Annotated in this window: 23 protein-coding genes; 13 read left to right on the plus strand and 10 right to left on the minus strand. The window is 71.2% G+C overall.

Going from position 1 to position 26,216, the window contains the following annotated elements; genetic code table 11:
* The first annotated feature begins 66 nt into the window (after positions 1–66).
* On the plus strand, positions 67–1,989 hold the full coding sequence (locus AC3WLZ_RS02045) for a M3 family metallopeptidase (protein ID WP_492468860.1): 1,923 nt from the start codon (positions 67–69) through the stop codon (positions 1,987–1,989).
* A gap of 60 nt (positions 1,990–2,049) precedes the next feature.
* Here AC3WLZ_RS02045 and AC3WLZ_RS02050 read toward each other — a convergent pair whose 3' ends face one another.
* Entirely contained in the window at positions 2,050–3,117 is a 1,068-nt protein-coding gene (locus AC3WLZ_RS02050) for a threonine aldolase family protein (protein ID WP_412923435.1), read from the minus strand.
* 79 nt (positions 3,118–3,196) lie between these two features.
* Here AC3WLZ_RS02050 and AC3WLZ_RS02055 point away from each other — a divergent pair, with 79 nt between their 5' ends.
* Positions 3,197–4,702 (plus strand): MFS transporter, encoded by a 1,506-nt coding sequence (locus tag AC3WLZ_RS02055; RefSeq protein WP_492468862.1) that lies wholly within the window; start codon positions 3,197–3,199, stop codon positions 4,700–4,702.
* 32 nt (positions 4,703–4,734) lie between these two features.
* Here the strand turns inward: AC3WLZ_RS02055 and AC3WLZ_RS02060 are convergent, their stop codons facing one another.
* Both AC3WLZ_RS02060 and AC3WLZ_RS02065 read right to left on the minus strand, forming a co-directional pair.
* The gene (locus tag AC3WLZ_RS02060) at positions 4,735–5,418 is read right to left on the minus strand and encodes an SDR family NAD(P)-dependent oxidoreductase (protein WP_492468863.1); all 684 of its coding nucleotides are present in this window, start codon (positions 5,416–5,418) and stop codon (positions 4,735–4,737) included.
* A 324-nt stretch (positions 5,419–5,742) separates the two neighbouring features.
* Entirely contained in the window at positions 5,743–7,149 is a 1,407-nt protein-coding gene (locus AC3WLZ_RS02065) for a DUF6421 family protein (protein WP_492468864.1), read from the minus strand.
* A gap of 111 nt (positions 7,150–7,260) precedes the next feature.
* Here AC3WLZ_RS02065 and AC3WLZ_RS02070 point away from each other — a divergent pair, with 111 nt between their 5' ends.
* The 3 genes from AC3WLZ_RS02070 to AC3WLZ_RS02080 all read left to right on the plus strand — a co-directional run bounded on the left by AC3WLZ_RS02070 (position 7,261) and on the right by AC3WLZ_RS02080 (position 9,759).
* Positions 7,261–7,749, plus strand: a complete 489-nt coding sequence (locus tag AC3WLZ_RS02070) for an Lrp/AsnC family transcriptional regulator (protein ID WP_412923440.1) — start codon at positions 7,261–7,263, stop codon at positions 7,747–7,749.
* A gap of 128 nt (positions 7,750–7,877) precedes the next feature.
* On the plus strand, positions 7,878–9,029 hold the full coding sequence (locus tag AC3WLZ_RS02075) for a sensor histidine kinase (protein ID WP_492468865.1): 1,152 nt from the start codon (positions 7,878–7,880) through the stop codon (positions 9,027–9,029).
* Between the two features lie 79 nt (positions 9,030–9,108).
* Positions 9,109–9,759: a response regulator gene (locus AC3WLZ_RS02080; RefSeq protein WP_492468866.1), complete on the plus strand. Its 651-nt coding sequence runs from the start codon at positions 9,109–9,111 to the stop codon at positions 9,757–9,759.
* Between the two features lie 179 nt (positions 9,760–9,938).
* Here the strand turns inward: AC3WLZ_RS02080 and AC3WLZ_RS02085 are convergent, their stop codons facing one another.
* The gene (locus AC3WLZ_RS02085; protein ID WP_492468867.1) at positions 9,939–10,448 is read right to left on the minus strand and encodes a hypothetical protein; all 510 of its coding nucleotides are present in this window, start codon (positions 10,446–10,448) and stop codon (positions 9,939–9,941) included.
* 84 nt (positions 10,449–10,532) lie between these two features.
* On the opposite strand from AC3WLZ_RS02085, the gene AC3WLZ_RS02090 reads away from it, so the two are divergent.
* Entirely contained in the window at positions 10,533–11,153 is a 621-nt protein-coding gene (locus tag AC3WLZ_RS02090; protein WP_492468868.1) for a 2-phosphosulfolactate phosphatase, read from the plus strand.
* Between the two features lie 115 nt (positions 11,154–11,268).
* Here the strand turns inward: AC3WLZ_RS02090 and AC3WLZ_RS02095 are convergent, their stop codons facing one another.
* The 4 genes from AC3WLZ_RS02095 to AC3WLZ_RS02110 form a co-directional block, all read right to left on the minus strand.
* Positions 11,269–11,757 (minus strand): SprT-like domain-containing protein, encoded by a 489-nt coding sequence (locus AC3WLZ_RS02095; RefSeq protein ID WP_412923445.1) that lies wholly within the window; start codon positions 11,755–11,757, stop codon positions 11,269–11,271.
* A 29-nt stretch (positions 11,758–11,786) separates the two neighbouring features.
* Positions 11,787–12,314 (minus strand): hypothetical protein, encoded by a 528-nt coding sequence (locus tag AC3WLZ_RS02100; RefSeq protein WP_492468869.1) that lies wholly within the window; start codon positions 12,312–12,314, stop codon positions 11,787–11,789.
* Positions 12,315–12,430: 116 nt separating this feature from the next.
* Positions 12,431–13,297, minus strand: coding sequence for a spermidine synthase (locus AC3WLZ_RS02105; RefSeq protein WP_492468870.1), 867 nt, complete (start codon positions 13,295–13,297; stop codon positions 12,431–12,433).
* 30 nt (positions 13,298–13,327) lie between these two features.
* On the minus strand, positions 13,328–14,179 hold the full coding sequence (locus tag AC3WLZ_RS02110; protein ID WP_492468871.1) for a class II glutamine amidotransferase: 852 nt from the start codon (positions 14,177–14,179) through the stop codon (positions 13,328–13,330).
* Between the two features lie 40 nt (positions 14,180–14,219).
* Between AC3WLZ_RS02110 and AC3WLZ_RS02115 the strand changes: the two genes are divergently transcribed.
* The 7 genes from AC3WLZ_RS02115 (at position 14,220) to AC3WLZ_RS02145 (ending at position 23,750) form a co-directional block, all read left to right on the plus strand.
* Entirely contained in the window at positions 14,220–15,476 is a 1,257-nt protein-coding gene (locus AC3WLZ_RS02115) for an aminotransferase class V-fold PLP-dependent enzyme (protein ID WP_492468873.1), read from the plus strand.
* Positions 15,473–16,570, plus strand: coding sequence for an N-methyl-L-tryptophan oxidase (gene solA / locus AC3WLZ_RS02120; RefSeq protein WP_412923450.1), 1,098 nt, complete (start codon positions 15,473–15,475; stop codon positions 16,568–16,570). The genes AC3WLZ_RS02115 and solA overlap by 4 nt, the downstream gene beginning before the upstream one ends.
* Before the next feature lies 1 nt (position 16,571).
* Complete coding sequence (locus tag AC3WLZ_RS02125; RefSeq protein WP_492468874.1) at positions 16,572–18,065, plus strand: gamma-glutamyltransferase; 1,494 nt, start codon at positions 16,572–16,574, stop codon at positions 18,063–18,065.
* A gap of 46 nt (positions 18,066–18,111) precedes the next feature.
* Complete coding sequence (locus AC3WLZ_RS02130; RefSeq protein ID WP_492468875.1) at positions 18,112–20,166, plus strand: primary-amine oxidase; 2,055 nt, start codon at positions 18,112–18,114, stop codon at positions 20,164–20,166.
* Entirely contained in the window at positions 20,166–20,714 is a 549-nt protein-coding gene (locus tag AC3WLZ_RS02135; RefSeq protein ID WP_492468876.1) for a hypothetical protein, read from the plus strand. The genes AC3WLZ_RS02130 and AC3WLZ_RS02135 overlap by 1 nt, the downstream gene beginning before the upstream one ends.
* 264 nt (positions 20,715–20,978) lie before the next feature.
* Complete coding sequence (locus AC3WLZ_RS02140) at positions 20,979–22,397, plus strand: DUF4407 domain-containing protein (RefSeq protein WP_492470934.1); 1,419 nt, start codon at positions 20,979–20,981, stop codon at positions 22,395–22,397.
* A 9-nt stretch (positions 22,398–22,406) separates the two neighbouring features.
* Complete coding sequence (locus AC3WLZ_RS02145) at positions 22,407–23,750, plus strand: hypothetical protein (RefSeq protein WP_492468878.1); 1,344 nt, start codon at positions 22,407–22,409, stop codon at positions 23,748–23,750.
* Here the strand turns inward: AC3WLZ_RS02145 and AC3WLZ_RS02150 are convergent.
* Both AC3WLZ_RS02150 and AC3WLZ_RS02155 read right to left on the minus strand, forming a co-directional pair.
* Entirely contained in the window at positions 23,732–25,345 is a 1,614-nt protein-coding gene (locus tag AC3WLZ_RS02150; protein WP_492468880.1) for a serine/threonine-protein kinase, read from the minus strand. The two genes, AC3WLZ_RS02145 and AC3WLZ_RS02150, sit on opposite strands and share 19 nt — an antisense overlap.
* Complete coding sequence (locus AC3WLZ_RS02155; RefSeq protein WP_412923456.1) at positions 25,342–26,211, minus strand: protein phosphatase 2C domain-containing protein; 870 nt, start codon at positions 26,209–26,211, stop codon at positions 25,342–25,344. The genes AC3WLZ_RS02150 and AC3WLZ_RS02155 overlap by 4 nt, the downstream gene beginning before the upstream one ends.
* Between the last annotated feature and the right edge of the window lie 5 nt (positions 26,212–26,216).

Consider the following 26,216-nt stretch of genomic DNA (forward strand, 5'->3'; position numbering starts at 1 on the left):
CGACGTTCCTCCCCTTTCGGCCCGCGGGTCGTTGTGGGTGTCGTCGGCCCTGCCTAGGGTCGAAGGATGCCGGATTCTCCCCTCGAGCCCCTTGTCCTGCCGCACGATCTCGACGCGTGGCTCGCCTTCGCCGGCGACCGCCCCGCCGAGCGGTTCGCGCGCGTCGCAGCGATCGACGCCCGACTCGTCGCCGAGCCCGAGCTGTCGATGCGCGAACGCCTCGCGCTCTGGAACGAGGCCGACATCGCGCTCGCCGAGGCCGCGGCGCCCTCGCACCTGATCAGCGAATCGCATCCCGACGCCGCCGTACGCGACGCCGCGGAGAAGCAGGCGCAGGCCGTCGATGCCGTGCAGTCGCGCCGACTGCTCGACCGTGATCTGTGGAGCGTGTTCGCCGATGCCGACGCGGCGGGCCTCGAGCCCGACGAACTGCGTTTCCTCTCGCACGTGCAGCGTGAGTTCCGTCGCGGCGGGGTCGACCTCGACGACGCGGCGCGAGAGCGCGTCCGCGAACTCGCCGACCGTGACACCGAGCTGTCGTTGACGTTCTCACGGAACATCCGTGAGGGCCGTCGCACGATCCGCGTGCCCTCGTCCGCGCTGGACGGACTCCCCGCCGACTTCCTCGCCGAGCACCCCGCCGACGACGAGGGGATGGTGACGCTGACGACCGAATACACCGACCTCATGCCGGTGCGCGAGTACGCGCGCGACCGCTCCGTCCGGCACGACCTGGTGGCGGCGTACAACGACCTGGCCTGGCCCGACAACGAGCCCGTGCTGGCGGAACTGCTCGCCGTGCGCGCGGAACGCGCCGCCCTGCTCGGCTACGGAGACTGGGCCGATTACGAGACCCAGACGCGCATGATCGGGTCGAGCGCCGCGGTCGCGGCCTTCCTCACGCGCATCGCCGATGCCGCCGCGCCCGCGGCCGCGGCGGAGTATGAGCGCGTCCTCGAGCGCCTGCGCCGCGACGAGCCCGACGCCCGGGCCGTGACGATCGCCGACTTCTGGTACGTCCTCGGTGCCCTCAAACGCGAGGAGTACGACGTCGACGCGCAGCTCGTGCGGTCGTACTTCCGATTCGACCGCGTGCTCGACGGGGTGCTCGCGACGACCGGGCGACTGCTCGACGTGGAGTACGTCGCGGTCGACGCGCCCTCGTGGCACGAGGACGTGCGCACGTACGACGTCGTCCGCGGCGGCGAGCGTCTCGGGCGCATCCACCTCGACCTGCACCCGCGCGACGGCAAGTACAGTCACGCCGCGTGCTTCGGTCTCGCGCCCGGCATCGTGGGTCGCTCGCTGCCCGAGTCGGTGTTGCTGTGCAACTTCTCGCGCGGCCTGCTCGAGCACGACGAGGTCGTCACGTTCTTCCATGAGTTCGGGCACCTCGTGCACGACATCCTCGGCGGCCACCAGCGGTGGGCGCGCTGGACCGGCGTCGCCACCGAGTGGGACTTCGTCGAGGCGCCGAGCCAGCTGCTCGAGGAGTGGGCGTGGGACGCCGAGGCGCTGGCATCCTTCGCCGTGAACGACGCCGGCGAACCGATCCCCGCCGATCTCGTCGAGCGCATGCGCACCGCCGACGCGTTCGGACGCGGGCTGGAGGTCACGCGCCAGCTCGGACACGCGACGACGTCGTATCGTCTGCACGTCGACCGCCCCACCGATCTGGCGACGGCGGTCGACGGGTACTACCGGGGCGCGAGCCCCGTCGTCCCCCTCGACGGTGCGCACTCGTACGCGGGGTTCGGCCACCTCACCGGTTACGGGGCCTGCTACTACACGTACCAGTGGAGCCTCGTGATCGCCCGCGACCTGCTGTCGGCGTTCGGCGACGACCTCTTCGACGCCGACACCGCGGCGCGGTACCGCCGAGAGATCCTCGAGCCGGGGGGCACGCGCGATGCACGTGACCTCGTCGAGGCGTTCCTCGGACGCGAGACGACGTTCGACGCCTATCGTGCCTGGCTCGCAGGCGAGTGAGACGCCGAGGGCCGTGGCATCCGGGTTCGGGATGCCGCGGCCCTCGTGGTCCGTCCGGGTCTAGCGCGTGGTCTCGCGCGCGATCGCCGCGACGAAGGCATCGATGTCGGACTCGGTCGTGTCGAACGAGCACATCCAGCGCACTTCGCGGCGCAGCTCGTCCCAGTCGTAGAACCGGAAGCTCTCGCGCAGTCGATCGGCGACGCCCGCGGGCAGGATCGCGAAGACGCCGTTGGCCTGCGTCGGCTGGGTGAACTCCACCCCGCGGATGGAACCGTCGGCGATGCCCGCCTCCACCCCGGCACGGAGCCGCTGAGCCATCGCGTTCGAGTGCCGGGCGTTGCGAAGCCACAGGTCGTTCTCGAGCAGGGCGACGAGTTGGGCCGAGACGAAGCGCATCTTGCTCGACAGCTGCATGTCGAGCTTTCGGAGGTAGGTGAGTCCGGTGGATGCCGCCGGGTCGAGGACGACGATGGCCTCGCCGATCATCGCGCCGTTCTTGGTGCCGCCGAAGCTGAGGACATCGACGCCGGCATCGCGCGTGAAGGCCCGCAGCGGCACGTCGAGGGCGGCGGCGGCGTTCGAGATGCGGGCGCCGTCCATGTGCAGACGCATGCCGTGCGCGTGCGCGTGATCCGCGAGGGCGCGGATCTCGTCGACGGAGTACAGGGTGCCGAGCTCGGTCGACTGGGTGATCGAGACGACCAGCGGCTGCGCGCGGTGCTCGTCGCCCCACCCCCATGCCTCGCGATCGACCAGTTCGGGCGTGAGCTTGCCGTCGTCGGTCGGGACGGTGAGGAGCTTGATGCCGCCGACGCGCTCGGGGGCACCGCCCTCGTCGACGTTGATGTGTGCGGTGGACGCCGAGATGACCGCGCCCCAGCGGGGCAGCATCGACTGGAGGCCGACGACGTTCGCGCCCGTGCCGTTGAAGACGGGGTACGCCTCGACTCCCTCGCCGAGGAGATCGACGAACAGCTCCTGCAGGCGGGACGTGTAGACGTCCTCCCCGTAGGCCACCTGGTGGCCCTCGTTCGCCGAGGCGATGGCCGCCAGGACGTCGGGATGGATGCCGGAGTAGTTGTCGGACGCGAAGCCGCGGACGGCGGTGTCATGCAGGGGGGTCACCCCTCCAGCGTAGTCATCGCCGATGCCGCGGACGCCGGGGGTCTGGCCGATGTCGGAGGGGGTGACTAACGTCGGCTCCATGTCCGAGAAGCCTCCCATCCCCGCGACCGCGGCGACGCCCCTCGTCGAGCCCGCGGCCGGTCGGCGGGTCTTCCTCGGGGTCCTCGTCAACACCGCGGCCGCCAATGTCACGACGAGCTTCCTGTGGTTCGCCCTGACGTTCTGGGTGTACCTCGAAACGCAGTCGGTCCTCGCGACGGGGATCATCGGCGGCGCCTACATGCTGCTGCTGGCCGTGTTCGCGATGCTCTTCGGCACGATCGTCGACCGGCACCGGAAGCACCGCGTCATGGTGGTGTCGGGCGTCGTCACGCTCGTCGCCTTCCTCATCGCGGGCGCCCTGTGGCTCGCCTTCCCCGAGCGTGCGCTGCTCGATCTCGGTGGGCCGTGGTTCTGGATCTTCTCCGGGGTGGTGCTCGGCGGTGCCGTCATCGAGAACATGCGCAACATCGCGCTGTCGACCACGGTGACGCTGCTCGTGCCCGAGGAGCGCCGCGCCAACGCCAACGGGCTGGTCGGGACGGTGCAGGGCCTGTCCTTCGTCGTGACGAGCGTCTTCAGCGGGCTGTCGGTCGGTCAGCTCGGCATGGGATGGACGCTGGCGATCGCGATCGTCCTGACCCTCGGGGCTCTGGTGCACCTGCTGACCATCCGGATCCCCGAGGCGCGTCCGCAGTCGACGGGCGAGCGGGTGCCCGCGGTCGACGTGCGCGGGGCGGTGCGTGCCGTCCGCGCCTCGCGAGGGCTGTTCGCGCTGCTCATCTTCTCGACGTTCAACAACCTCATCGGCGGCGTGTACCTCGCGCTCATGGACCCCTACGGACTCCAGCTCTTCACGGTCGAGGTCTGGGGCCTCGTGCTCGGGGTCACCGCGACCGGCTTCATCATCGGCGGCGGTCTGGTGGCGAAGTTCGGACTCGGCCGCAATCCCATCCGGACGATGCTGCTCGTCGTGATCGGGATGGGTGTGCTCGGCGCCGTCTTCACCCTTCGGGACTGGTGGTGGCTGTACGTCCTGGGCATCTGGGTCTACATGGCGCTCATCCCCGCGGTCGAAGCCGCGGAACAGACGGTGATCCAGAAGGTCGTGCCGTTCGAGACGCAGGGGCGCGTCTTCGGTTTCGCCGCCGCATTCGAATCGGCGGCGGCGCCGATCACCGCGTTCCTCATCGCCCCGATCGCGCAGTTCGCGATCATTCCCTACATGGATGGTCCCGACGGCCGCGCGACGTGGGGGTGGCTGCTCGGCGACGGAATCGGGCGGGGCATCGCGCTGGTGTTCGTGTTCGCCGGACTCGTGATGGTCGTCGTCGGGGTCGCCGCGTTCCTGACCCGGTCGTATCGCGTCCTGTCCGCCCAGTACCAGGCGGCGCCGGACGAGTCGGCGTCCGACGCGTCCGAGCCGTCCGACGTTCCCCGACCGGCCGACGAGAACTCCTCGCTCGCGGCGCGGGCGGGTGGCATCCCGGAAACCGAGGCCTCCGCGCTCGGCGACGGCGGGAGCCGGTCACAGCCGGGCGGCTGAGAGGAATCGATCGGGCGGCCGAGGAGCCCGTGTCAGGCCCCGGCCAGCTCGATGGTCACGTCGTTGATGTCGGCGGCGGGGTCTTCCCACAGCCCGAGGAAAGCGAGGCCGAGCGCGTCCTCGAGCCCGGCCAGGCTCTTCACGCGGAAGATCACCGCCGCCGCCGATGGTTCGCGCCCGGCGTCCCGCGCCGCCTTGGCGAACCCTTGGGCGACGGCTCGCGTCCACGCCTCGGCAGCTGCTTTCGCCGCCGTGTAGTTGGCTCCCCCGGCGAGGGGCCGCGCGACCGCGGTGGACGACACGATCGCCAGGCGGCCGGCATCCGACGCCTGCAGGTCGGCGTCGAACGCGCGAGTGATGTTCCGCAGCGCCGTGAACGAGCGCAGCAGGAAGGCGAAGTCGTCATCGCTCTGTCCGGCGAGTCCTCCGCCGCCGCGCCACCCTCCGACGAGGTGCAGGATGCCGTCGACGGGGCCGTGCGCGGCGTGGATCCGGTCGCGCAGCGCGGTGACGGCATCCGGGTCGGTGAGATCGCACTGTTCCGTCACGACCCCGTCGAGCTCTTCGGCGACGGATGCCAGCCGCCCCACGTCGGAGCCGACGACGATGACCGTCGCACCCGCGTCTCGCAGGATGCGGGCGACGCTCCGCCCGGCCGCGCTCGTGCCCCCGGCCAGCAGCACCGTCCGGCCGTTCACCGCCGTGTCGGTTTCCATGCCGTGTCTCCTCCGTCGTCGGGCGCCGGTGGCCGCTGCCGCCCGCGCATCGCGGCGTACCGTCGTGCGGACATCGTGTCGGACACTCCGGCTCTGATGCCACCCCCACGGCGTGTCGGACACGATCTCCGCACGACGGCGTGACGCGGCGCGGGCCGAACGCCGCCCCGCCGGACCAGGGCCGGGCCCCGCCCCGCCGGACCAGGGCCGGGGCGCGACGCGGGCGGGCCGAACCCGCCGCCCAACCAGTGTCGGGGCCCGACGCGGGCCGGACCGAACCCGCCGCCCAACCAGGGCCGGAGCCCGCGGCGCGGGCCGCAAGCCTCAGTCGCGGCCGGTGATGCCCTCGGTCGAGGCGATCACGGGGCGCATCTTCTTCTCCAGCGCCTCGAAGAACATCGACAGGGGGAACTCGTCGTCGAGAACGGCGTCGGTGTACCCCTTGGGGAGGCCGGCCAGCACGTCGTCCGACAGCCCCCGTGCCCACACCGAGGCCGGGTGCGGGGTGACGACCGACCGGACGAGGTCGTAAGCGGCGAGCCAGTGCGCCGTCTTGGGGCGGTCGATCGAGCGCCAGTACAGCTCGTCGATCGCGTCGGCGAGGGCGACCACGGCGGCGGGTACCTCGTCCCAGTCGAACGCGAGCGACGTGTCGGTCCAGTGCAGCACGCGCCGCTGGTGCAGCCACGCGAACAGCAACTGCCCGCCGAGACCGTCGTAGTTGCGGACGCGCGAGCCGGTGATGGCGAAGCGGAAGATGCGGTCGAAGATCACGGCGTACTGCACGAGCTCGGCGTGTTCGAGCATCGCCTTCTCCGCGTCGTCGAGATCGTCGCGGGCGGACAGGCGCGCCTGCAGCGAGACGCACTCGCGGAACGCGGTGAGGTCGCACCGCAGCTCCTCGAGCGAGTACAGGAAGTACGGCATCCGCTGCTTGATCATGAACGGGTCGAACGGCAGGTCGCCGCGCATGTGCGTGCGGTCGTGGATGATGTCCCACATCACGAACGTCTGCTCGGTGAGCGACTGGTCATCGAGCATCCGGGCGGCAGCGTCTGGCAGGTCGAGCTTGGTGATCTCCGCCGCCGCCCGGGTCACGCGCCGGTAGCGGGCGGCCTCGCGGTCCTGGAAGATCGCGCCCCACGTGAAGGTGGGCACCTCGCGCATCGCGACCGTCTCGGGGAAGAGCACCGCCGAGTTGGTGTCGTACCCCGGCGTGAAGTCGACGAGGCGCAGCGACACGAACAGGCCGTTGGTGTACTCGGTCTCGAGCCGCGCGATGAACTCGGGCCAGATGACCTCGACGAGCACCGCCTCCACGTGCCGGTCACGCGAGCCGTTCTGCGTATACATCGGGAAGACGACCAGGTGCCGGATGCCATCGATCCGGTGCTCCTGCGGCTGGAAGGCGACGAGCGAGTCGAGGAAGTCGGGCACGCCGAAGCCGGCGTCCTTCCACCGGTCGAAGTCGACGACGACGGCGCGCAGGTAGGCATCGTCGTGGGGGAAGAGGGGCGTGAGGGCCGCGATCGCGTCGACGATGTCGGCGACGAGTTCGGTGGCACGCGGGTGGTCCGACGACTCCGGGATCGAGCCGTCGGGGGCCTGCAGCGACTGCATTTCGACGGCGGCATCCTTCAGCAGAGCCCACGCCGGCGTGTGCTCCACAGTGGTCACGGTGTGTCCGTCGAGCAGGTCGTGCGCGGGACGCGCGGGAGTTGCGAGGGTCATGGTGGCATCCGATCGAGAGGAGCGAAAAAAATTCCTGTCAAACACCGATACTAACGGAAAACTTACGGATGCCGAGAGGGGTGATGTGGTCCCGACTGCTACTCTCGGCGCATGTCCGACGGTTCTGCCCGCCGCGTGCGTCTCGACGATCCCGTCGACGCGGCCATCGTGCGCGAGATCTCCCTCGACGCGCGCGCAACCCTCGCGCACCTGTCCGAGAAGGTCGGGCTTTCGGTGTCCGCCGTGCAGTCGCGTCTGCGTCGGCTGGAGGCGCGCGGGATCGTCCGCGGCTACCGGCCCGTGCTCGACGCGGAGGCGCTCGGTCGCCCGCTCGCCGCTTTCGTCGAGATCACGCCGCTCGACCCCGCGCAGCCCGACAACGCCCCCGAGCTGATCGCTCACCTCACCGCGATCGAGGCGTGCCACTCCGTCGCCGGGGACGCCGCCTACATGCTCTTCGTGCGCGTACCGACGCCGCGCGATCTCGAGACCCTCATCCGCGACATCCGCGCCGCCGCACAGGTCAACACGCGCACGACGATCGTGCTGCAGACCTTCTTCGAGGCGCGACCCATCGAGCCGGCGGACTTCCCGGCCTGACGCGGCGCCGGCCACTCACCAACGGGGGCGCCGCCGGCTGGACGGGGCACCGCCCCCGGCGGCACGGCACCGGGGATACATCCCTCGATGGATGCCGTCGGCCCCACGCGCCGCGTAGCGTGACGGGGATGCGCATCACCCTGCGTCCCCTGCTCCGATACCAGCGGACCGTCGACCTCGTCGTGGCCGGGGTGTTCGGTCTGTTCTCGATCGTGATCGAGGTGGAGCCGGGCGATGTCGGGGGCAACCTCGGGGCGTTCCTGTTCGTCGGACTCATGACGGCGGCGTTCGCCTTCCGCCGGTTGCAGCCCGGACTGGCACTTTTCCTGGCCTGGGTCGGGGCGTGCGTGCAGATGGCGTTCCTCCGTGATCCGTCGCCGACCGACGTCGTCGTGTTCGTCGTGCTCTACGTCACCGCCGCTTACGGAAGCCGCCGCGTGTTCTGGGCGGGGTTCGCTTCGGCGTTCGTGGGGGCTGGAGTGGCCTCGGCGTACGTCGTCCTCCGAGGGGTGGACGGAGTCATCAACCCCAACAGCCTCTTCGCCGTCCTCGCGGTGCTGCTGGCCTCGGGGTTCGCGTTCGTCCTCGCGTGGGTGACGGGGGCGCTGGTCCGCACGGCCCGCCGGGCCGCGGCCAACGCCGCGGCTCAGCGCGCGGCGGAGGAGGCCACGATCGCCGAGCAGGAGCGCGTCCGAATCGCGCGCGACATGCACGACGTCGTGGCACATTCGCTCGCCGTCGTGATCGCGCAGGCCGACGGCGCCCGGTACGCCGCCGCGCAGGACCCCGAGGCCGCGACGCAGGCGCTGTCGACGATCTCGACGACCGCCCGGGCGGCGCTGTCCGATGTCCGGCTGCTCCTGCAGCAGTTGCGCCACAGCCAGGCGGACGGGCCGCAGCCGACGTTGGCCGACCTCGAGGTGCTGTACGCCCAGGTCCGGGCCGCCGGGGTCGACCTGCAGGCCACGGTCGACCCGGCACCGGATGCGGAGCCGCCCGCGACCGTCCAGCTGGCGCTCTACCGCATCCTCCAGGAGGCCCTCACCAATGCCCTGCGCCACGGGGCCGACCGCCGCGTGGCGGTGCGGATCGCGTGGCATCCGGACCGCGTCGAGCTCACCGTGCGCAATCTCCGCGGCGGCGCCGCGCCGTCCACCGGCGGCCACGGCGTGATCGGCATGCGCGAGAGGGCGCAACTGGCGGGCGGAACGTTGTCGGCGCAGCCCGAGGCCGACGACTTCGTCGTCCGGGCGATGCTGCCGATCGGCGCGTCCTCGTGAGTGCCCGGTTCGTTCAGGCGTCGGTCGACCGGCAGAGTGGATGCCATCCCACCCCCGTTCCTCGGAAGGACACCGCGTCATGACCTCGTCGATCCGCGTCGTGCTCGTCGACGATCAGGCGCTGTTCCGCGCCGGAATCCGCATGGTGCTGAACTCGCAGCCCGACGTGGAGGTCGTCGGCGAGGCATCCGACGGACGTGAGGGTGTCGAGGTCGTCCGCGCGACGCGCCCCGACATCGTGCTGATGGATGTCCGGATGCCGGTGATGGACGGCCTCGCCGCGACCGCGGAGATCCTCCGCGACGCGGACGCCCCGCGAGTCGTGGTGCTGACCACGTTCGACCTCGATGAGGCGGCGGCTCGAGCGATCCAGCACGGCGCGAGCGGCTTCCTGCTAAAGGACTCCGAGCCGGAGTTCCTGCTCTCCGCGGTGCGGACGGTCCACGCCGGGTCGGCAGTGATCGCGGCGGAGGCGACGCGCGACCTCTTCGCCCACATCGCCCAGACGGGCTCGACCGACCCGCTCCCGACGAGCTACGGCATGCTCACCGATCGCGAGCGCGAGATCTTCGCCCTCGCCGCTGCGGGCCTGAGCAATGCCGAGATCGCCGCGCGCGAGTTCCTGTCCGAGGCGACGGTCAAGACGCACGTGAGCCGCATCCTCACCAAGCTCGCGCTTCGCGATCGGGTCCAGCTCGTGGTCTTCGCCTACCGCCACGGGCTCGTCTGAGTGCCGCACGCGCCGGGACGGCGCCTGCAACTGCCGCGACGCGGGATCGGCACCGGCACAACCTCAGCGATCCGCCCACGCTCAGTGGCATCCGGCTGAACGCACGGAGGTTGTGCAGATCGCCGAGGTTGCGTGCCCTGGCGACCGGCGCGTGCCGAGCCGTGCGGGCAGCGCGCTCCTCAGTCCGCCGCGTCCTCCGCGGGCTCCGGGTCGTGCGCCCACGTCGGAGCGAGGGCGCGGATGCGCGTCGCGCGCCACTGCCACATCGCCCACAGGCCCGGCCAGAGCGCCGGGGCGGCGGCCCCTCCGATCGTGAGGCGTTCGCGCCACAGCGTGCGGTTCGGGTCACCCGGCACCGCCGAGACCGCCATCTGGTGGTCCCAGACGTCGAGCGCCGCGAGCGGGCCGGTCAGCGGGACGCCCCAGTCGCGGAACACCCGTACGCGGCCGTTCGCGTCGGACGTCTCGCGGTCGGCGACCGAGATGAGCTGCCGCCCCACCGGGAAGACACCCGCCGCGCGCATCTGCACCGGCACGTCGTCCCCCGACGCGAATGACGTCGGAGCGTCCTCGAGCGTCTCGACGGCGAGGAGCGGACCGTAGAGCTCCGCGACCGCGCGCGGTGAGTGCAGGGCCCGCCAGGCGGCATCCGGATCGCAGTCGATCTCGAACTTCAGCAGAATGCGCATGCTCGCATTGTGTCAAGGACACCGGGGAACGCGGGCGGGTTGACGTGCCCGGTGTCGGAGGGCGGATCGTCGTAGGGTCGAAGGATGCCGAACATCCCCGACGCTCTCGCGCAGGCGAACTATCAGGTGCGCCTGGAGTGGGGCGAGGAGGGACTGCGGCGACTCGCCCCGGCGGACGTCGTCGTCGTCGTGCAGACGCTGGGGCTGTCGGCGCGGGTGCTGGCGGCCGCGGAGGACGCGCGTACGCTCGCGGCGTCGTCGACCGACGCGGCCGATCGCCTCGCCCTCGCCGCGGAGCGCGCGGGGGCGCACGTCGTCGTCGCCGGGATCCGCAACGCCGCCGCCGTCGCCTCGCACGTGCTCGACGTGCAGCGCTCGCGCGGCGAGCGGACGAGCATCGCCGTGATCGCGGCCGGCGATGCGGAGGGGGCGGGCGTGCGATTCGCGGTCGAAGACCTCCTGGGCGCCGGGGCCGTGGTCGTGGCGCTGGGCGACCTCGGTATCGATCACGCCTCGCCGGACGCAGCGGTCGCCGGCGAGGGCTTCCGGGCGCTGCGGGGAGCCGTGCGGCACCTTCTCACCGCGAGCGGCACGGGCCGTCTGCGCGCCGACGCCGGCGACCGCGACCTCGTGCTCGTGGCGGCCGAGCGCGACGCGGCATCCGTCGTCCCCGTGCTGCGCGAGGGCGTCTTCTCCGTCGTGTGACGCGGATCGCCGGGAGCGAGTACCCGGCGCAGCGCGGTGTCGCCGCGCGCCGCGGGGAGCCGACGCGGTCCGTGACGCCCGGGTTCACCGGGGCACCACCGCGTGATGCGGGAAGTCAGCGCGGCGTCGCCGCGGCCAGCCGTGTCGCGGGTGTGATCTCGCGGTGCACCCAGGTCAGCGCGAAGCGGGGGTCGAAGTACGGCGCGCACTTGGCGCACGACGTGGGCCGCGTCGCTCGGCGATGCCGGTACGCGACGTGGCCGGACGGACACGTGCCCACCCACGGCGCGAGCTCGTTGGCCGTCTCGCCGGCGTGCGTGGTGCCCCCGACGTAGCCGAGGTCGCGGGCCGCGCGCTTCCACACCGGTCCGTGACCCGCCGCGGCACCGGCCAACGCGTGCGCGACCTCGTGCAACAGCGTCTGGTGATTGGTGTCGTCGTCGTAGCGGGCGGCGAGGTAGCGCGAGACGCTGATGCGGCGGCGGCCGTAGTCGCAGAGCCCGGCCCGGCGCTTGGCGTTGTCGAAGGCGAATGACCACGAGTCATCCAGGTGCAGGGCGATCAATGCCTCTGCCCAGACGCGCACACGCTGCAGATCGGACATGACGGGAATCGTAGAGAGGGGCTCCGACGTCAGCTCGCGACGACCGAGCGCGAGCGCCGCCGGTCGGCGGCGTCGATCGCGAGAAGGGTCGACTCGAGTTCGGCGTCACTGGCTCCGGCGTTCTGACGGAGGAACAGGGCGCGCTTGAAGTCGCGGCGGGCCGCCTCGTACTCGCCGTCGTCGTAGTGCACCTTGCCGCGGTGCTGCAGGGCGAACGCGGCGATACCGGCCCACCCCTGCCCCTCGGCCTCTTCGGCGCACGTGGTCAGCTCCTGCTCGGCTGCGGCGAACGCGCCCCGGCACTGCTGAATGGTGGCGTGCAGGATGCGCGCCCGCAGCAGATCGCGGCGCGTTCCGGCCATGCGCGCGACGCGCACCGACTGCTCCGAGACCATGAGCGCTTCGTCGAAACGGTCGAGCACCTTCAGGAGCCAGGTGCGCTCGAGCAGAGCGGGGAGGCTGCGCTGCGAGCCGATCTCCTCGAGCCGTTCCGCGCACTCGCGAGAGTCGGTGATCTCGCGCAACGTGTCGGGGTCGTACCCGTGGATATAGCTCACCCTCGCTCCTCTCGAATGGCCGATGGCATCCAGTCTGCGGTGCCCGCGGCCGTTGCTCCGCCTCGCCACACCGGCGGGTCGCGAACCCACCCGGGCGAGCGGCTCGGCGTCCCTTGTCAGCGGTCGAAAATGGATGCCGAGGGCTTCGGTGACGGTGTCGCGTCGGCATCCGTCGCCGGGCGTGCGCCGCGGATGAACTCGTCGATCTCGGCGCCCTGGGAGACCTTCGCGGGGTGCGGGCCGGCGGCCATGAGACGCGGCAGCCACTCCACGGGGAGGGGAGCGGCAGAGGCGGCGACGACGAGGTTGCCGAAGCGACGCCCCTTCAGCACCTGGACCTCGGCGAGCACGATGACCTCGGGGAGCACGTCGCGCACGGTGGCGACCTGGCGCCGCGCGAACGCCAGTCCCGGACCGTCGGACACGTTGACCAGCAGGACGCCGTCGGGCGCCAGGAGTCCGGCGGCCTCGCGGTAGAACTCGACGGTGGTCAGGTGGGCCGGGGTCTGCGCGCCCGAGTACACGTCGCTGACGAGGAGGTCGACCGCGCCGTGCAGGCCCGCGGGCAGGCGACCGAGGCCGGCGCGGGCGTCTCCGATGCGGACGCGGATCGCCGCTCCCCGCGGGAGGGGGAGGTTCTCGCGCACCAGGTCCCACAGCGCCGGTTCCAACTCGATGACCTGCTGGCGGGATCCCGGCCGTGTGGCCTCGACGTAGCGCGGGAGCGTCAGTGCGCCGGCGCCGAGGTGGACCGCGGTCAGCGGCTGTCCCGGCATCCGGAGCCGGTCGATGACCGCGCCCATGCGCGCGACGTACTCGAAGTGCAGATGGGTGGGGTCGTCCAGGTCGACGTGGGATTGCGGTGTGCCGTCCACGACGAGCTCCGACCCCGAGACGAACGTCGAAGAGGTCACCCGCGCGATCGACCCGTCGGACAGCCGCGCCGTCGGTGCGTCGTCGGGTTCCACTCGCATCCGTGCCATGTGTCCACGCTAGCTCGGGCGGCCCACCCCTCACGCGCGCGGAGCGCGGGGGAGAGGGAGAGGGAGGGGGACGGAGGTCAGGGCGTCGGGGGTCACCAGGGAGACCGTGTCGTCGGGGAGGGGCGTCCAGCCGTGCAGGGGGATGCCGGTCGTCGCCACGAGCCGCGCCCCGGACGCGGTCCGCCGGGTGAACAGGCGGTTGTAGTCCGCGCCGTGGCCGGGCGGCAGGTCGGCGACGTCCAGCCCGCGCGCGGCGAACGCGGCCAGCGGGGCCGGACGCCCCGCCGAGGAATGCACCGCGACGAGGGCGTCCGGGGTGAGCAGCAGCGCGTTCAGGCACGCGTCCGGGTAGGACGCGCGCACCGCGGCGACGGCATCCGCGATCCTCGTCGGGTCGATGGCGGTGCCGGGGCTGAGGGCGCGCCGGAGGCGTGCGAAGTAGAGCTCGCTGTCGTTGCTCCCGCGGAGGGTCGCACGCTCCTCCTCGCTGAGTTCGGCGCGCAGTCGCTCGGCCGGAGCGAGGGCTCCGTTGTGCTGGAACGCCTCGTCGCCGAAGACGAAGGGCTGCGCTTCCGTCTCGCTCAGGCCCGTTCCCGCGCTGCCGAAACGCAGGTAGAGCAGGGCGGCCGTCGTCGGCATCCGGATCGCACGGGCGAGATCGTCCCGCGTGGCCCGGCGTCCGGTGGCCAGACGCGCGGCGACGCCGGACTCGGTGCGCCACCCCGCCCCCCACCCGTCGGCGTGCACCCGGGAGAGGGCGGCGAAGGATGCCAGGAGGTCGTCGCCGAGCGTGGCGGCGGCGTCGACCGGGCGGTGGCTGACGTAGGCGAGCATGCGGGACACGGCACCTCCGGGACGAGCGATCACAGATTGGATCCACATGTAGTATGTTTGGATCCTACTCGGAGGTATCCCGTCCCCCATGAACCCGCCCCCCACCGCAGACGCCGTCACGGCCACGGCACCCGCGCCCGTCGCGGACGGACCCTCCATCGACGTCGCCGCGGAGCGAGCACGCACCGCGGGCTCGGCTCTCGCCCACCACTTCAACGCCGCCGGAGCGGCGCTCCCGACGCGCGGCGTCGTGACCGCCGTGGTCGACCATCTGCGTCTGGAGGAGCAGAAAGGCGGGTACGAGGCGGCGGCCGAGCGACGCGGGCGGATCGACGCGGTGTACGCCTCGGCGGCCGCGCTCGTGGGCGCCGCGTCGACCGAGATCGCCCTGTTCGACAGCGCGTCGACGGGCCTGCGGATCCTCCTCGACGCCCTGCGTCCGACCCGGGGGCAGCGCATCGTCGCCTCCTCCAGCACGTACGTCAGCCACGCGCTGCACCTCATGAGTCTCGCCCGCGAGCACGACATCGACCTCGTGATCGCCCCGTACGACGAGGGTCGCCGGGTCGACGTCCCCGCGCTCGAGGCGATCCTCGCCGACGGGGTACCGTCGATCGTGACGGTCGCCCACGTGCCCACCTCGTCCGGTCTCGTCGAGCCGGCCGCCGAGATCGGGGAGGTCGTGCAGCGCTACGGAGGCACCTACATCCTCGACGCCACGCAGTCGGTCGGCCACCTCTCGGTCGACGTCCGCGAGATCGGGTGCGACGTGATGGTCACGACCGGCCGCAAGTTCCTCCGCGCCCCGCGGGGCACCGGGTTCGCCTACGTGCGCGATTCCCTGCTCGAGCGTCTCCTCCCCATCGCTCCCGACGTCCGCGGTGCCCAGTGGACGTCGAGCGCGAGCTGGGAGCTCGACGCCTCGGCGCGGCGATACGAGACGTGGGAAGGTCCGGTCGCCGCGAGGCTCGGACTCGGCGTCGCGCTGGACGAGACGCTGGCCCGCGGCATCCCCGAGAGCGAGGCGTGGCTCATCGACGCCGGCCGCCGTCTCCGGACCGCACTCGCCGACATCGAGGGCGTCACGGTCGCCGACCCCGCCGACAGCCGCTCGGCCATCGTCACCTTCGTGATCGACGGGGTCGGCGCGGCCGACGCCGTCGTCGAACTCGCCCGCCGCGGCGTCCGGGTCGTGTCCGTCCCCGCGACGCACGGACAGTGGGACCTCGGCGACCGCGGCGTGCCGAGCGTCGTCCGCGCCTCACCGCACGTCTACAACGACGACACCGACGTCGCCGCCCTCGTGGACGGAGTGGCCGCCATCGCCACGGGGATCACGCGATGAGCGCGGTCGTGTCGGCGGACGTCGTCGTGCTCGGACTCGGCATCCACGGAATGTCGACCGTCGCGTCGCTCGCCCGCCGCGGCGTGCGGGTGATCGGGATCGATCGCTTCACCGCCGGGCACTCCCGGGGTTCCTCGCACGGCCGGACGCGCATGATCCGCCGCGCGTACCCGAACCCGGTGTGGAATCCGCTGGTCGAGAAGGCCTTCGACGCGTGGGGCGCACTCGAGCGGGCGTCGGGGACGACGCTGGTGCATCGCACCGGGGGGATGTACGCCCACGAGGGCGCTGCGCAGCTGCAGGGCCCGGAGTGCGTCCTGGTCGAGGACCGTGCCGAGATGGCATCCCTCATGCCGTCCTTCGCCGTGCCCGACGGATACCGCGCCGTCTACGACCCGTCGGCGGGCGTGATCGAGGCCGAGCGCGCACTGGTCGCGCTGCGCGGACTCGCCGAGGGTGCCGGGGCGGAACTCCGCGACGGCGAGCGAGTGCTCGGGTGGGATTCCACCGCGGACGGCGTCGAGGTCCGCACCGACCGGGGCGCCGTGCGCGCCGGGCGTCTCGTCATCGCGGGCGGCTCGTGGGCCGGTCGCCTGCTGCCGCAGCTGTCCGACCTTCTCGAGGTGTGGCGCATCCTCACCGTCACGGTCCGCGCGGGGCAACCCGCGGGGATCCCGGCGGCGCTCGGAGCCTTCTCGGTCGATCGCGCCGAGGGGCTCGTTTTCGGCATCCCGGATGCCGACGGCAACGGCGTCAAGCTCGGAGTGGATGCCGGAGAGGTCTGGGATCCCGAGACCCCCGTCGCCCCACCGACCCCGGCCGAGGCCGAGGCGTTGCGCGAGCTGCTCCACCGCTACGTCCCGGCTCTGGACACCGCGCCCGTCGAGCTCGCCGCGTGCCTCTACACGATGACCGCGGACAAGCGCTTCGTCATCGGTCCGCTCGCCGACAGCCCCGAGGTCATCGCCGTCTCGGCCTGCTCGGGTCACGGCTTCAAATTCGGCCCGGCGATCGGGGACGCCGTCGCGGACCTCGCCACGGGTGTCGACCGCCCCGATCTCGACTTCGTCTCGACGGCCCGCCGAGGAATCTGACATGACCACCGCCCTTGCCGCTCCGCACCACGCCGCCGTCGAGGCGGGCCGCTCCGCCCTCGCCGCGGGGGGTAACGCCGTGGATGCCGCCCTGGCCGCGGCCGCGATGCTCACCGTCGTCTACCCGCACCAGTGCGCGGTCGGCGGCGACCTCATCGCCCTGGTCCGCCGGCCCGACGGCTCGACGACCGCGATCGTCGCCGCCGGCACCGCCCCCGCCGCGATCGCCGAGGTCGCCGCGACGTGGGTCGAGGTACCGCGGGCCGGCGCCGGCTCGGTCACGGTTCCGGGGATGTTCGCCGGATGGGAGGCGATCGCGCGCCTCGGCGCCGTCCTGCCGCTCTCGCGTGCTCTTGACGCGGCGGCCGCGACGGCGGAGGCGGGCACGCCGGTCAGCGCGGGCTTGGCCCGTGCCCTCGTCTCGCGGGCCGATGCGATCCTCGCCGACCCGGGCCTGCGCGAGGTGTTCACCCGGGACGGTGAGCTGCTGGCCGAGAGCGACGCTCTGGTCCAGCCCGCGCTCGCCGGGTCGCTTCGCCGGATGGCCGCCGACCCGAACGACTTCTACGCGGGCGAGATCGCCCGGTCGCTCGTTTCGACGCTGCGTGCCGACGGAGGCACTCACACCGTGGAGGACTTCGCCGGATACCGCCCCGAGGTCACCGAGGCGCTGACCCGCACGATCGGCGGCGCCGAGTACAGCGTCGCTCCGCCGCCGTCGGTGGGCGCGATCCTCGTCGGCGTCGCCGCGGCGGGTGAACGGCATCCCGGTGCCGCTGAGCTTCTCGAGGCGAGCGTCCGCGGAGCCCAGGCGCGCGGCGCGCACCTCGGCGACCCCGCCGCGGGACCCGTCGACCTCGAGGCCCTGCTCTCTCTCGACGCCCGCCCGCTCACCGGACCCGGCGAGCCGCGTCCGCAGGGAGACACCGCCGCGGTCGTCGCGATCGACGACGACGGGTATGCCGTGACGATCGTGCAGAGCGTGTACCAGACGTTCGGCTCCGGACTCCTCGACCCGGCGACCGGCATCCTCCTCCACAACCGCGGTGGGGCGTTCTCGATCGACCCGGCCTCACCCGCGGCGATCCGCCCCGGAGCGCGTCCGCCGCACACGCTCGCCCCGGCGATCGTCGATCGCGACGACCTCACGGTGGTCGCCGGATGCCAGGGCGGCCGAGCGCAGCCGTGGATCCTCGCGCAGCTGCTCCCCGACGCGACAGACCCCGCCACCGACCTGGACGAACTGCTCGGCCGCCCGCGCTGGGTGATCGGCGACCGCGACCTGGGACACGATCGCCTGACCCTCGTGACCGAGCCCGGGGTCGTTCCCGACGTGGGGGAGCGGGCCGAAGCCCTCGGGCTGGGGATCGCGGCGTTCCCCGGACCCGCCGACGAAGCCGGCCACGTCCAGCTCGTCCGCCGATCGCGCACCGCCGGGGTGCGCGATGCCGCGAGCGACCCCCGCGCCGACGGGGTCGCCGTCCTCGTCCCCTGACCGTTCACCCGCCCCACCGCACGCCCTGCCCCACCAAGGAGACCCGATGACCGCCGACCGGCACTGGAGCGACCCCCTCACCCCGAGCGAGATCGTGGAGGTCACCGCGCTCGTGCGCGCGGACGAGCGCATCGGTTCCGAGCCCCGCTTCTGGGGCATCGCCGTCGAGGAGGGGCTCGCTCGCAGCCTCGCGCCGGGCCAGGGACGTCCCGTGCGTCTGGTCGTGATGAACCCGGCGGCGCACGCCGCGTGGGAGGTCACCGGCTGGACCTCGGGCACCGATCGCGCCGAGGCGTCGCTGGCATCCTGGAGTCCGGTGGATGCCAAGCGCCCCGGCGTCTCGAGCGACGAGGCGCGCGCGATCGCCCGCGCAGCCCGCGAGCACCCGCTGCTGAAGGAGGCCCTCGCCAAGCGCGGGATCACCGACACGACGCACGTGTGGGTGGACCCCGAGTCGATCACCGGCTTCGAGCCGGAGGACCTCATGGACCGCCGTCTGTCGTGGGGCACCGTCTGGTACCGCGAGAGCGCCGACGACAACGGCTACGCGCGTCCGGTCGCCGGCCTCGTGCCGATCCTCGACCTCGAGACGCTCGACATCATCCGCATCGAGGACCACGGCGTCATCCCGATGGCCAGCGAGGGCGGCAACTACCGTTCGGGCACGTGGGGACCCGACCGCACCGTCGCGCCGCTGGAGATCACCCAGCCCGAGGGCCCCGGCTTCACCGTCGAGGGCCACAAGGTCACGTGGCAGAACTGGTCGTTCCGCATCGGCTTCACGCACCGCGAGGGGCTCGTGCTGCACGACATCGCGTACCGCGACGGCGACGTGGAGCGCCCCGTCCTCCGCCGTGCCGCCGTCAACGAGATGTACGTGCCGTACCTCGACTCCGACCCGACGGCGTACCGCAAGAACTTCTTCGACTGGGGCGAGTACGGCGCGGGGCCCCTGACGGCATCCCTCGAACTCGGATGCGACTGCCTCGGCGAGATCCACTACTTCGACGCCCACGTGCTCGACGGGCTCGGCGAGGCGCAGACGATCACGAACGGTGTCTGCCTGCACGAGGAGGACTCCTCCATCCTGTGGAAGCACGTCAACACGCGCACGGGTGAGGCGGACGTCCGCCGCTCGCGGCGACTCGTGATCTCGTTCTTCGCCACCGTCGCCAACTACGACTACGGCTTCTACTGGTCGCTGTACCAGGACGGCTCGATCGAACTGGAGATCAAGCTCACCGGCATCCTGTCGGTGTCGGGGATCGACGACGGGAAGATGCCGGCCTTCGGTCGCATGGTCAGCCCGAACGTCCAGGCACCCACGCACCAGCACTACTTCGCCGTGCGCATGGACACCGCGATCGACGGACCGAAGAACCGCCTCGTCGAGGTGCACGCCGAGGTCGAGGAGGACGAAGAGCTCAACCCGTGGGGGAACGCCGTCAAGATGGTCTCGGAGGTCATCGCGTCCGAGAAGGATGCCGGACGCATGGCGGATGCCTCCCGCGCGGTGCACTGGCGAGTGGAGAACACCGAGCGCACGAACCGCTTCGGTGAGAGCACCGCCTACCGCCTGTCCGCGATGCACACGACGCGCCTGTTCGCCAAGCCCGGCAGCATCGTCGCGCGCAAGGCGCCGTTCGTCTCGAAGCACCTGTGGGCCACGGCGTACGACCCGAACGAGCGCTTCATCACCGGCGACTACCCCAACCAGGCGCCGCTCGAGGCCGAGGGCATCACGGCGTGGCAGCAGGCCGACCGTCCGCTCGACGGCGCCGAACTGGTGCTGTGGCCGATCGTCGGCGTGCACCACTACCCCAAGCCCGAGGAATGGCCGATCATGCCGGTGCACCGCATCGGCCTGCGGTTCGAGCCGGACGGCTTCTTCACCCGCAACCCCTCGCTCGACCTGCCGCCGTCCTCGGGCGGCGACCACTGCCACGCGCCGACCGCGGGTTCCGGTGGGGCCGTGGCCGAGGGGCACGCGTTCCACGGGCACGACGCCGGCGGGCACGAGCACCACGGGCACGACCACGCCGCCGGGGGCCACGACCACTCGGCGCACGGGCACCACGGGCACGACCACCACGGGCACTGATGGGGGAGGTCCTGCACGTCGGCGCGCTGGTGACGACGGCGGCGGGCGCGTGCTGCGTCGCCGCCGACCGTCCGGCCGCGCGCGTGCGTGAACTGCTCATCGCCGCGCTTATGCTGCTGGCGATGGCCGACATGGTCGTCGGCGGCGGGCGTGTGCCGGCGGTGTTCTGGGCGGCGGCGTTGCTGGCCGCGGCGCTGGTCGCGGTGGCTCCGGGTTCGGCGCGGCGCGGGGGCGACCGTCGTATGCGCGCCTTCGATGCGCTCGGCGCCGTGTTGATGGCGGCGCTTCTGCTCGCGGCGCACGTCCCGGCATCCGTCGGTACGTCTCACCACGGGTCGGGGGCGATGCCGCTCGTGGCGCTCACGCTCGTCGGGGTGGCGGCGTACGCCGTGGGCGGTGTGGTGCTGTTCGTCGCCGCGCACCGTGATCGACCGCTCGTCACGCGGCTGCCGCCGTTGGCGATGGGGGCGTCGGCGGTGCTGATGGCGGCGCCGCTGCTGCTGGGGGATGAGGGCACCCGATCGACCCCGGGCACCGGGATCGGATAAACGACCGATCGTATTCAGGTACCCGGCGGTGATTCCGCCACCCTAGGATGAGGCATCCGGGGTGCGCGGGGGGCGCGCATCCGGGCTGGCGCCTGATTCTGGAATGGGGGGGATCTGGGCATGGTGACGGGAAATTTCTTCGTACCGCCATCGGGCTCGGGTGGTGGATCGGGCACGCCCGGTCGGAAGGCCACGAGCTCACGGCAAGGGGACGCGAGGGGTGTCCGGGGCAGGGCGATCTTGACGAACCCCGCGACGCGTCTGATGGCCATTCTCGGCGGTGCGGACCCTCGTGTTCTCGAACGGGCGCCATCGGAGGCCGGTCGTTTCGTGACCATGTTCCTCGTTCTGCTGGGCACCGCATTGCTGTCCGGGATCTCCATCTGCGTCGCCCTCATCACTGCGATGGAGGTGTGGTGGTGGGTGGCTGCGCCGCTCGCGCTGATCTGGATGGCGCTGATCTTCAACCTGGACCGTTTTCTGACATCGTCCATCAAGTCGACGAGGAACGTATCCGTTCTCGTCATCGCTGCTCTGCCACGCGTCGCCATGGCAGCCGTGATCGGCGTCATCGTCGCTGAACCGCTGGTTCTCCAACTCTTCAACGACGAGATCACTCGTGAGATGAACGCGATCAATCAGGTCGAGGAGACGACGCAGCTCCAGGCGCTGGAAACCGGCATTCTCGCAAAGGCCCGCGACGATACGCGACAGCGCTACCTCGATCTCGCGGAGCAGGAACGGACCGGTGTGATCGCCGGAACGGGGGATTCCGAGACGTACTCGGTGTCGGAGGCGAGGGCTCAGGTCGCTCGCCTCACCGATCAGCTCGCTCAGGCCAGCACCGACCTTCAGAGTGCGCGCGCGTTGTACCAGTGCGAGCTGAACGGTGGAAACGTCGCGGGTTGTTCGGGCACGCCGGGCGACGGAACCAACGCCCGCTCAGCGCAGCAGCAGATCGATGAGGCCAACCAGCGTTGGTCCTCCCTCTCGCAGCAGCTTCAGAGCGCTGAGGCGGCACTCTCCGAAGCCGAGGCGGCCTCCGCCGGTGCGAACGAGTCGTCGGAAGCGGCGAACCGCCAGCAGGCGGCCACGCAGGTCGAGGCGGCACGCCTCGCCGAAGAGCAGGCGCTCGCCGCCTATAACGCCGAGCGCACGCGTATCCAGACGGACGTGGCCAACTCGACGGGCCTCATCGCCCGGATGAACGCGCTGGAGACACTCACTTTCGGAGACCGGATGGTCGATGCCCAGGGCAACGTCCTGAGGGAGACCGAGGGCAGCCCGATCATCGGCTGGGCGCATTTCGCTCTCGCGACCCTCTTCTTCATGTTCGAGATCCTGCCCGTGGTCTCGAAATCCGTGATGGCCTACGGGGACAAATCCCTCTACGAGCAGGTCGAAGCCATGGACAAGGCCTCGATGGTCGAACGGGAGAAGATCGAGCGCAACGACAGCCGGTGGGAGGCCCAGCAGCGTTCGGGTAATCGTCGCAAGCAGATCGAGCACATGCTCGAACTGGAAGCCGATCAGGCGCGGAAAGCGAATGTGCACGTCGCGCGAGAGATGGAGAAAGTCCTGGATCTTGCTCTCGCCACGTGGAGCTCTCACCTCCCTCACGCCGACCCGCGGCAGGACGGCCCTCCACCGCGGCCGACCACGCACGACGCCCCTCACCGCTAAGGCCACGACGTGACGTATCCGATCTCGGAAAGCTGGATCCACACGGCGATCATCGTCGCCTCCCCCTCGGGCGAGATCCCCACGACGTCGTGGGCCGTCCTGAACGCCGCCGCCGCGACCGTGCTCGCCTCGCCCGAATTCGACGAGGTCAGCTTCCATGTCCTGGTCCGATCGCCCGGCGACGCGGGGGGCCTTCCGACATCGGTGGACGATGTCCTGGGCAGGGTCCTCGACGAGACGGAGGCATCCGCGATCTCCCTGGTCTGGTGCGAACCGGCCGATACGGTGGACGGCTCGCTCGCCCCGCACCTCGAGCCCCTCAACGCGGTGCGGTTCACCGCTGCGGTCGTGGAAGAGGTTCGCCAGCGCAGCGCCGCCCCCGACGTCGTTGCCCGGAGGGCCGTGATCGCGGCGCTCACGGCGGCGGAAGGACACCGCGGCACGCCACGACCGCTCATCGAGGCCTTCGGGCATGCTCAGGAGCCGGCCCCGGCGCCGGTGTCTCGCGATCCCGTGGCCGGGCGCGACCAGGCGTCTCCGCTTCCGTCGATGCCTGTCGAGGGCGGCTACGCCACTCGATCGACGGCCGGCGAGGGGTACCGCGATCCCGGGCGGAGCGCGGAACGCTTCTCGCGCGCCGATGACCGACTTCCCGGACGCGGGCCCGCGTTCGTCCAGGACGTTCGCACCGCGTTCGCGTCACAGCTGGACGACTGGTGCAGCGGAACCTCGAAGGCCAGACGGGCGGCGGAACGCGTGGGGGTAGCCGAGTTCGATGAGCTTCGGCTGATGCCGGGAGTTCGACGTCCTCTGCTCTACGTGGTCGTGGCGGCCTCCCCGCAGTGGGACAAAAGGTCGATGCGCACGCGCGATGCCGCACTGACTCTCATCACGCGCGGGCTCGGGCGGCAGTGGGTTGCCATCGCTGCGAACATGGGCGCAACGCTCTCGCGCGTGGCCGGGCCCACGGTACCGAATCTCCTTCCTCCCGCGTGGCGCAGGACCGATCGCAGCAACGACTTCGACCTCGGGCACGCCGCCGGAGAAGTGTCGGCCCAACTCTCGCGAGACGTCGCGTCGCTGCGGCTTCGCGGTCATGACGTGGGTTCCTCGCACGTCGTCGTGTTCGCCACCGAGCCGCCGTTCGTCGACTCTTCCGCCGACAGCGCGTACCGAGAATTGCTGGGCGCCGTGGACTCGGTGACCTGGCTCCTGGCTGGGGATTCCGGATGGATGGAGACCCCGTGGGAGCTGGAGCAACCGCCCTCCCGTGTGCTGCAGGCAGAGCAGGATGGCGCGAAGATCTTCCTCGCCGAAGTGCTGTCGCCGATCGATCAGGAAGGTGAGGACTGACTGCCGTTCTCCTCGGCGGGGCTCCGCTTCCGGTCGCCGAGTTCCTCGGCGATTTCTGCGAACGCGAGGGCCTGCGCGCTCATGATCGCGGAAAGGTGCTCTTCGAGGACCGCGACGAGGGAAGACCCGAGCGAAAGAGCATCGGGCAGGGGGAACGAGCGCGTCAGATCCGCCCGGAGATCGTCGAAGCCGGAAGCGCGCAGCAGCTCCGCGACGTCGAAGCCGAGTCTCTCCATCGAAGGAGCGGTGGATGCCAGCTCCGCGGCGCCGTTCGTGAGGTCGTCCATCGAGGTCGGCCACGCCGGCAGGGGAACACGGATGTCATCGCGAAGAACGGACGGGGCAGTGAAGGCGGGGAGGGCCGGGACGTACGGTGCAGGAAGTGCTCCCGTCTCCACGTGGAAGGGCGGCAGCTCGTAGCAGTCGACCGTGCCGAGGACGCGCGTGGCGCTGTCATATCTGGTTCGCACGTGAAGCACGACCTGGCCGGCGTGGGGGACGCGGACGGGTGCGCTGTCGCGATCTCCTGGCACGCTCGCCCACTCGCCGGAGGGGCCCGAGATCTGCACCTCGTAGGGGCTCCCCGACTGGATGTGCCAGGAGGCGATGATGTCGCTTCCCCGCAGGGCCGCAGGCTTGCTCAGGCCGGCGTGCGTGATAACGGGAGGGGCGATCACCGTGCGGACGGCATCCTCCGCGGCGTACCGCAGTTGTCCGGCGGTCGGCCTGTTCGCCGGATCGGGATCCAACGCCCGCTCGATCATGGCGGCGAGTTGACTCGTGACGACGGGTGGCGGTGGTGACGGGAGTGCTCCACGCTGCGTGGCCCCTTTCCCTCCGCGGATGAAGCGCACGAAAGCGAGCCCGAGCTTGTACACGTCGGTCTCGAAGTCCTGCAGCATCTTCACGTGTGGCCGCGAGTCATCGTTGCCCTGAGACATCTCGGGGGGAAGCCACCGGGGGAAGTGGCCTTGACGGGCCGCACGGGTGGGGTCCGACACGTGCCCGACCGCGTCGCAGTCCAACAGCAACACGCGCGCGGGCGAGAAAGTGAACACCTCGTTGTGCGGGTTGAGGTCTCCGAACACCACCCCGTGCCCGTGGAGCAGCTCGACGGCGCCCGCGAGCTTGGCGAGTACATGCAGCCGCAGCGCGTCGTCGTCGTAGTCGGGGTGGTCGTACCCGAGATTCTTCCTCGATTGCTCCGGTGCGCTCAGGTACTCGTACCCGCGCGGCTTGCGCGCGCCCGGGATGTTGTTGGTCGGGTGAATGTCCATGAAGAATTCGGGGGGAATCAAGGGCAGCAGGCATCCCACTTCTCGACCTTGGTCGACGACCATCGCGACCGGCCAGACGGCGATCTCGTCGATCTTCTGCCGATCGGCATCGCTCAACCCCGCGCGAAAGGCCACCGCACGGTGCATCCCCTCCAGAACGGCAGGAACGTGCACCGGGTCGATGTCCGGCTTGGGCCGCTTGAGAACCATGGGCCGCGTGTCACCGGGTACGGGTGTTCCCGCGACCTCGTGAACGACTCCGAACCCTCCGTCGCCGATTTCGTTCTCGATGCGGAGGGACGACAGCTCGACGTTCATATGGCGTCCCTCGACGCCGCGACACCGTCCGGGTCGGCGGTCGCGGCAGACCACACGCCCACCACGGTTCGGTCGTCCTGGAAGCTTTGGCGCGCGAACTCCACCTGCCCGCCGAAGGTGTAGATACCGGGCGCATCCGCCCACCATGACGCCAGAGCCTGCCGCACCTCGTGCGAGTTGCGGAGGGGCACGCCGACCCCGTCCGTCATGACGAAGATGCTGTCTGCGCCGCCGGGCAGCGTGGCGAACTGCACGACTGCTCGTGCGGAGGGCAGCGCGTCGATCGGTGCGGCGAAGGCGTCGCCCGCAACCGCCGAGGCTGTCGCCTCGGACCAGGCTCCACCGGACAACACCCACACGGGAGAGTCGCCGACCCACGCGATATGGCCCGGGCCGATGACGCCATCCACGATGGAGACCTCCACGAGCGTGAGAGTCGTTCCGCCGAGGGGGAACCCCGATTCTCCGATCACCGTGTGTTCGAGGAGGTGGGCGTTCGCCCGTTGCACGAGCTCGCCGAGGGTTGTGTCCTCCAAACTCCAGGCATCGGCGGCCACCCTCACGGCGGCCGCACTGGCTTCTCGGGAACGCGACCGGGATCCGACCCCGTCCGCGACGGCGATCAGGAGACTCGACCGCTCTGCCCGCCAGGCGCACGAGAAGGCATCCTGCCGTTCTGTGCCCCGGTTTCGGTGCAGGAGGCCGCGCACCGAGGCGGCGCGGATCGCCGCGCCGTCGATGTCATGTTCCGCGAGTTCGATCTCGGGGCTGGCGGAGGGTCCGAGCGGCACTCCCAGGCGCACCTCGCTGGCGAGTCGCCCGGGGATGCCGATCGGGTACGGGATGTCGCGAAGACGTTTCACCACGGCCC

It is taken from the genome of Microbacterium sp. FW305-3-2-15-F-LB2 (genome assembly GCF_058787255.1).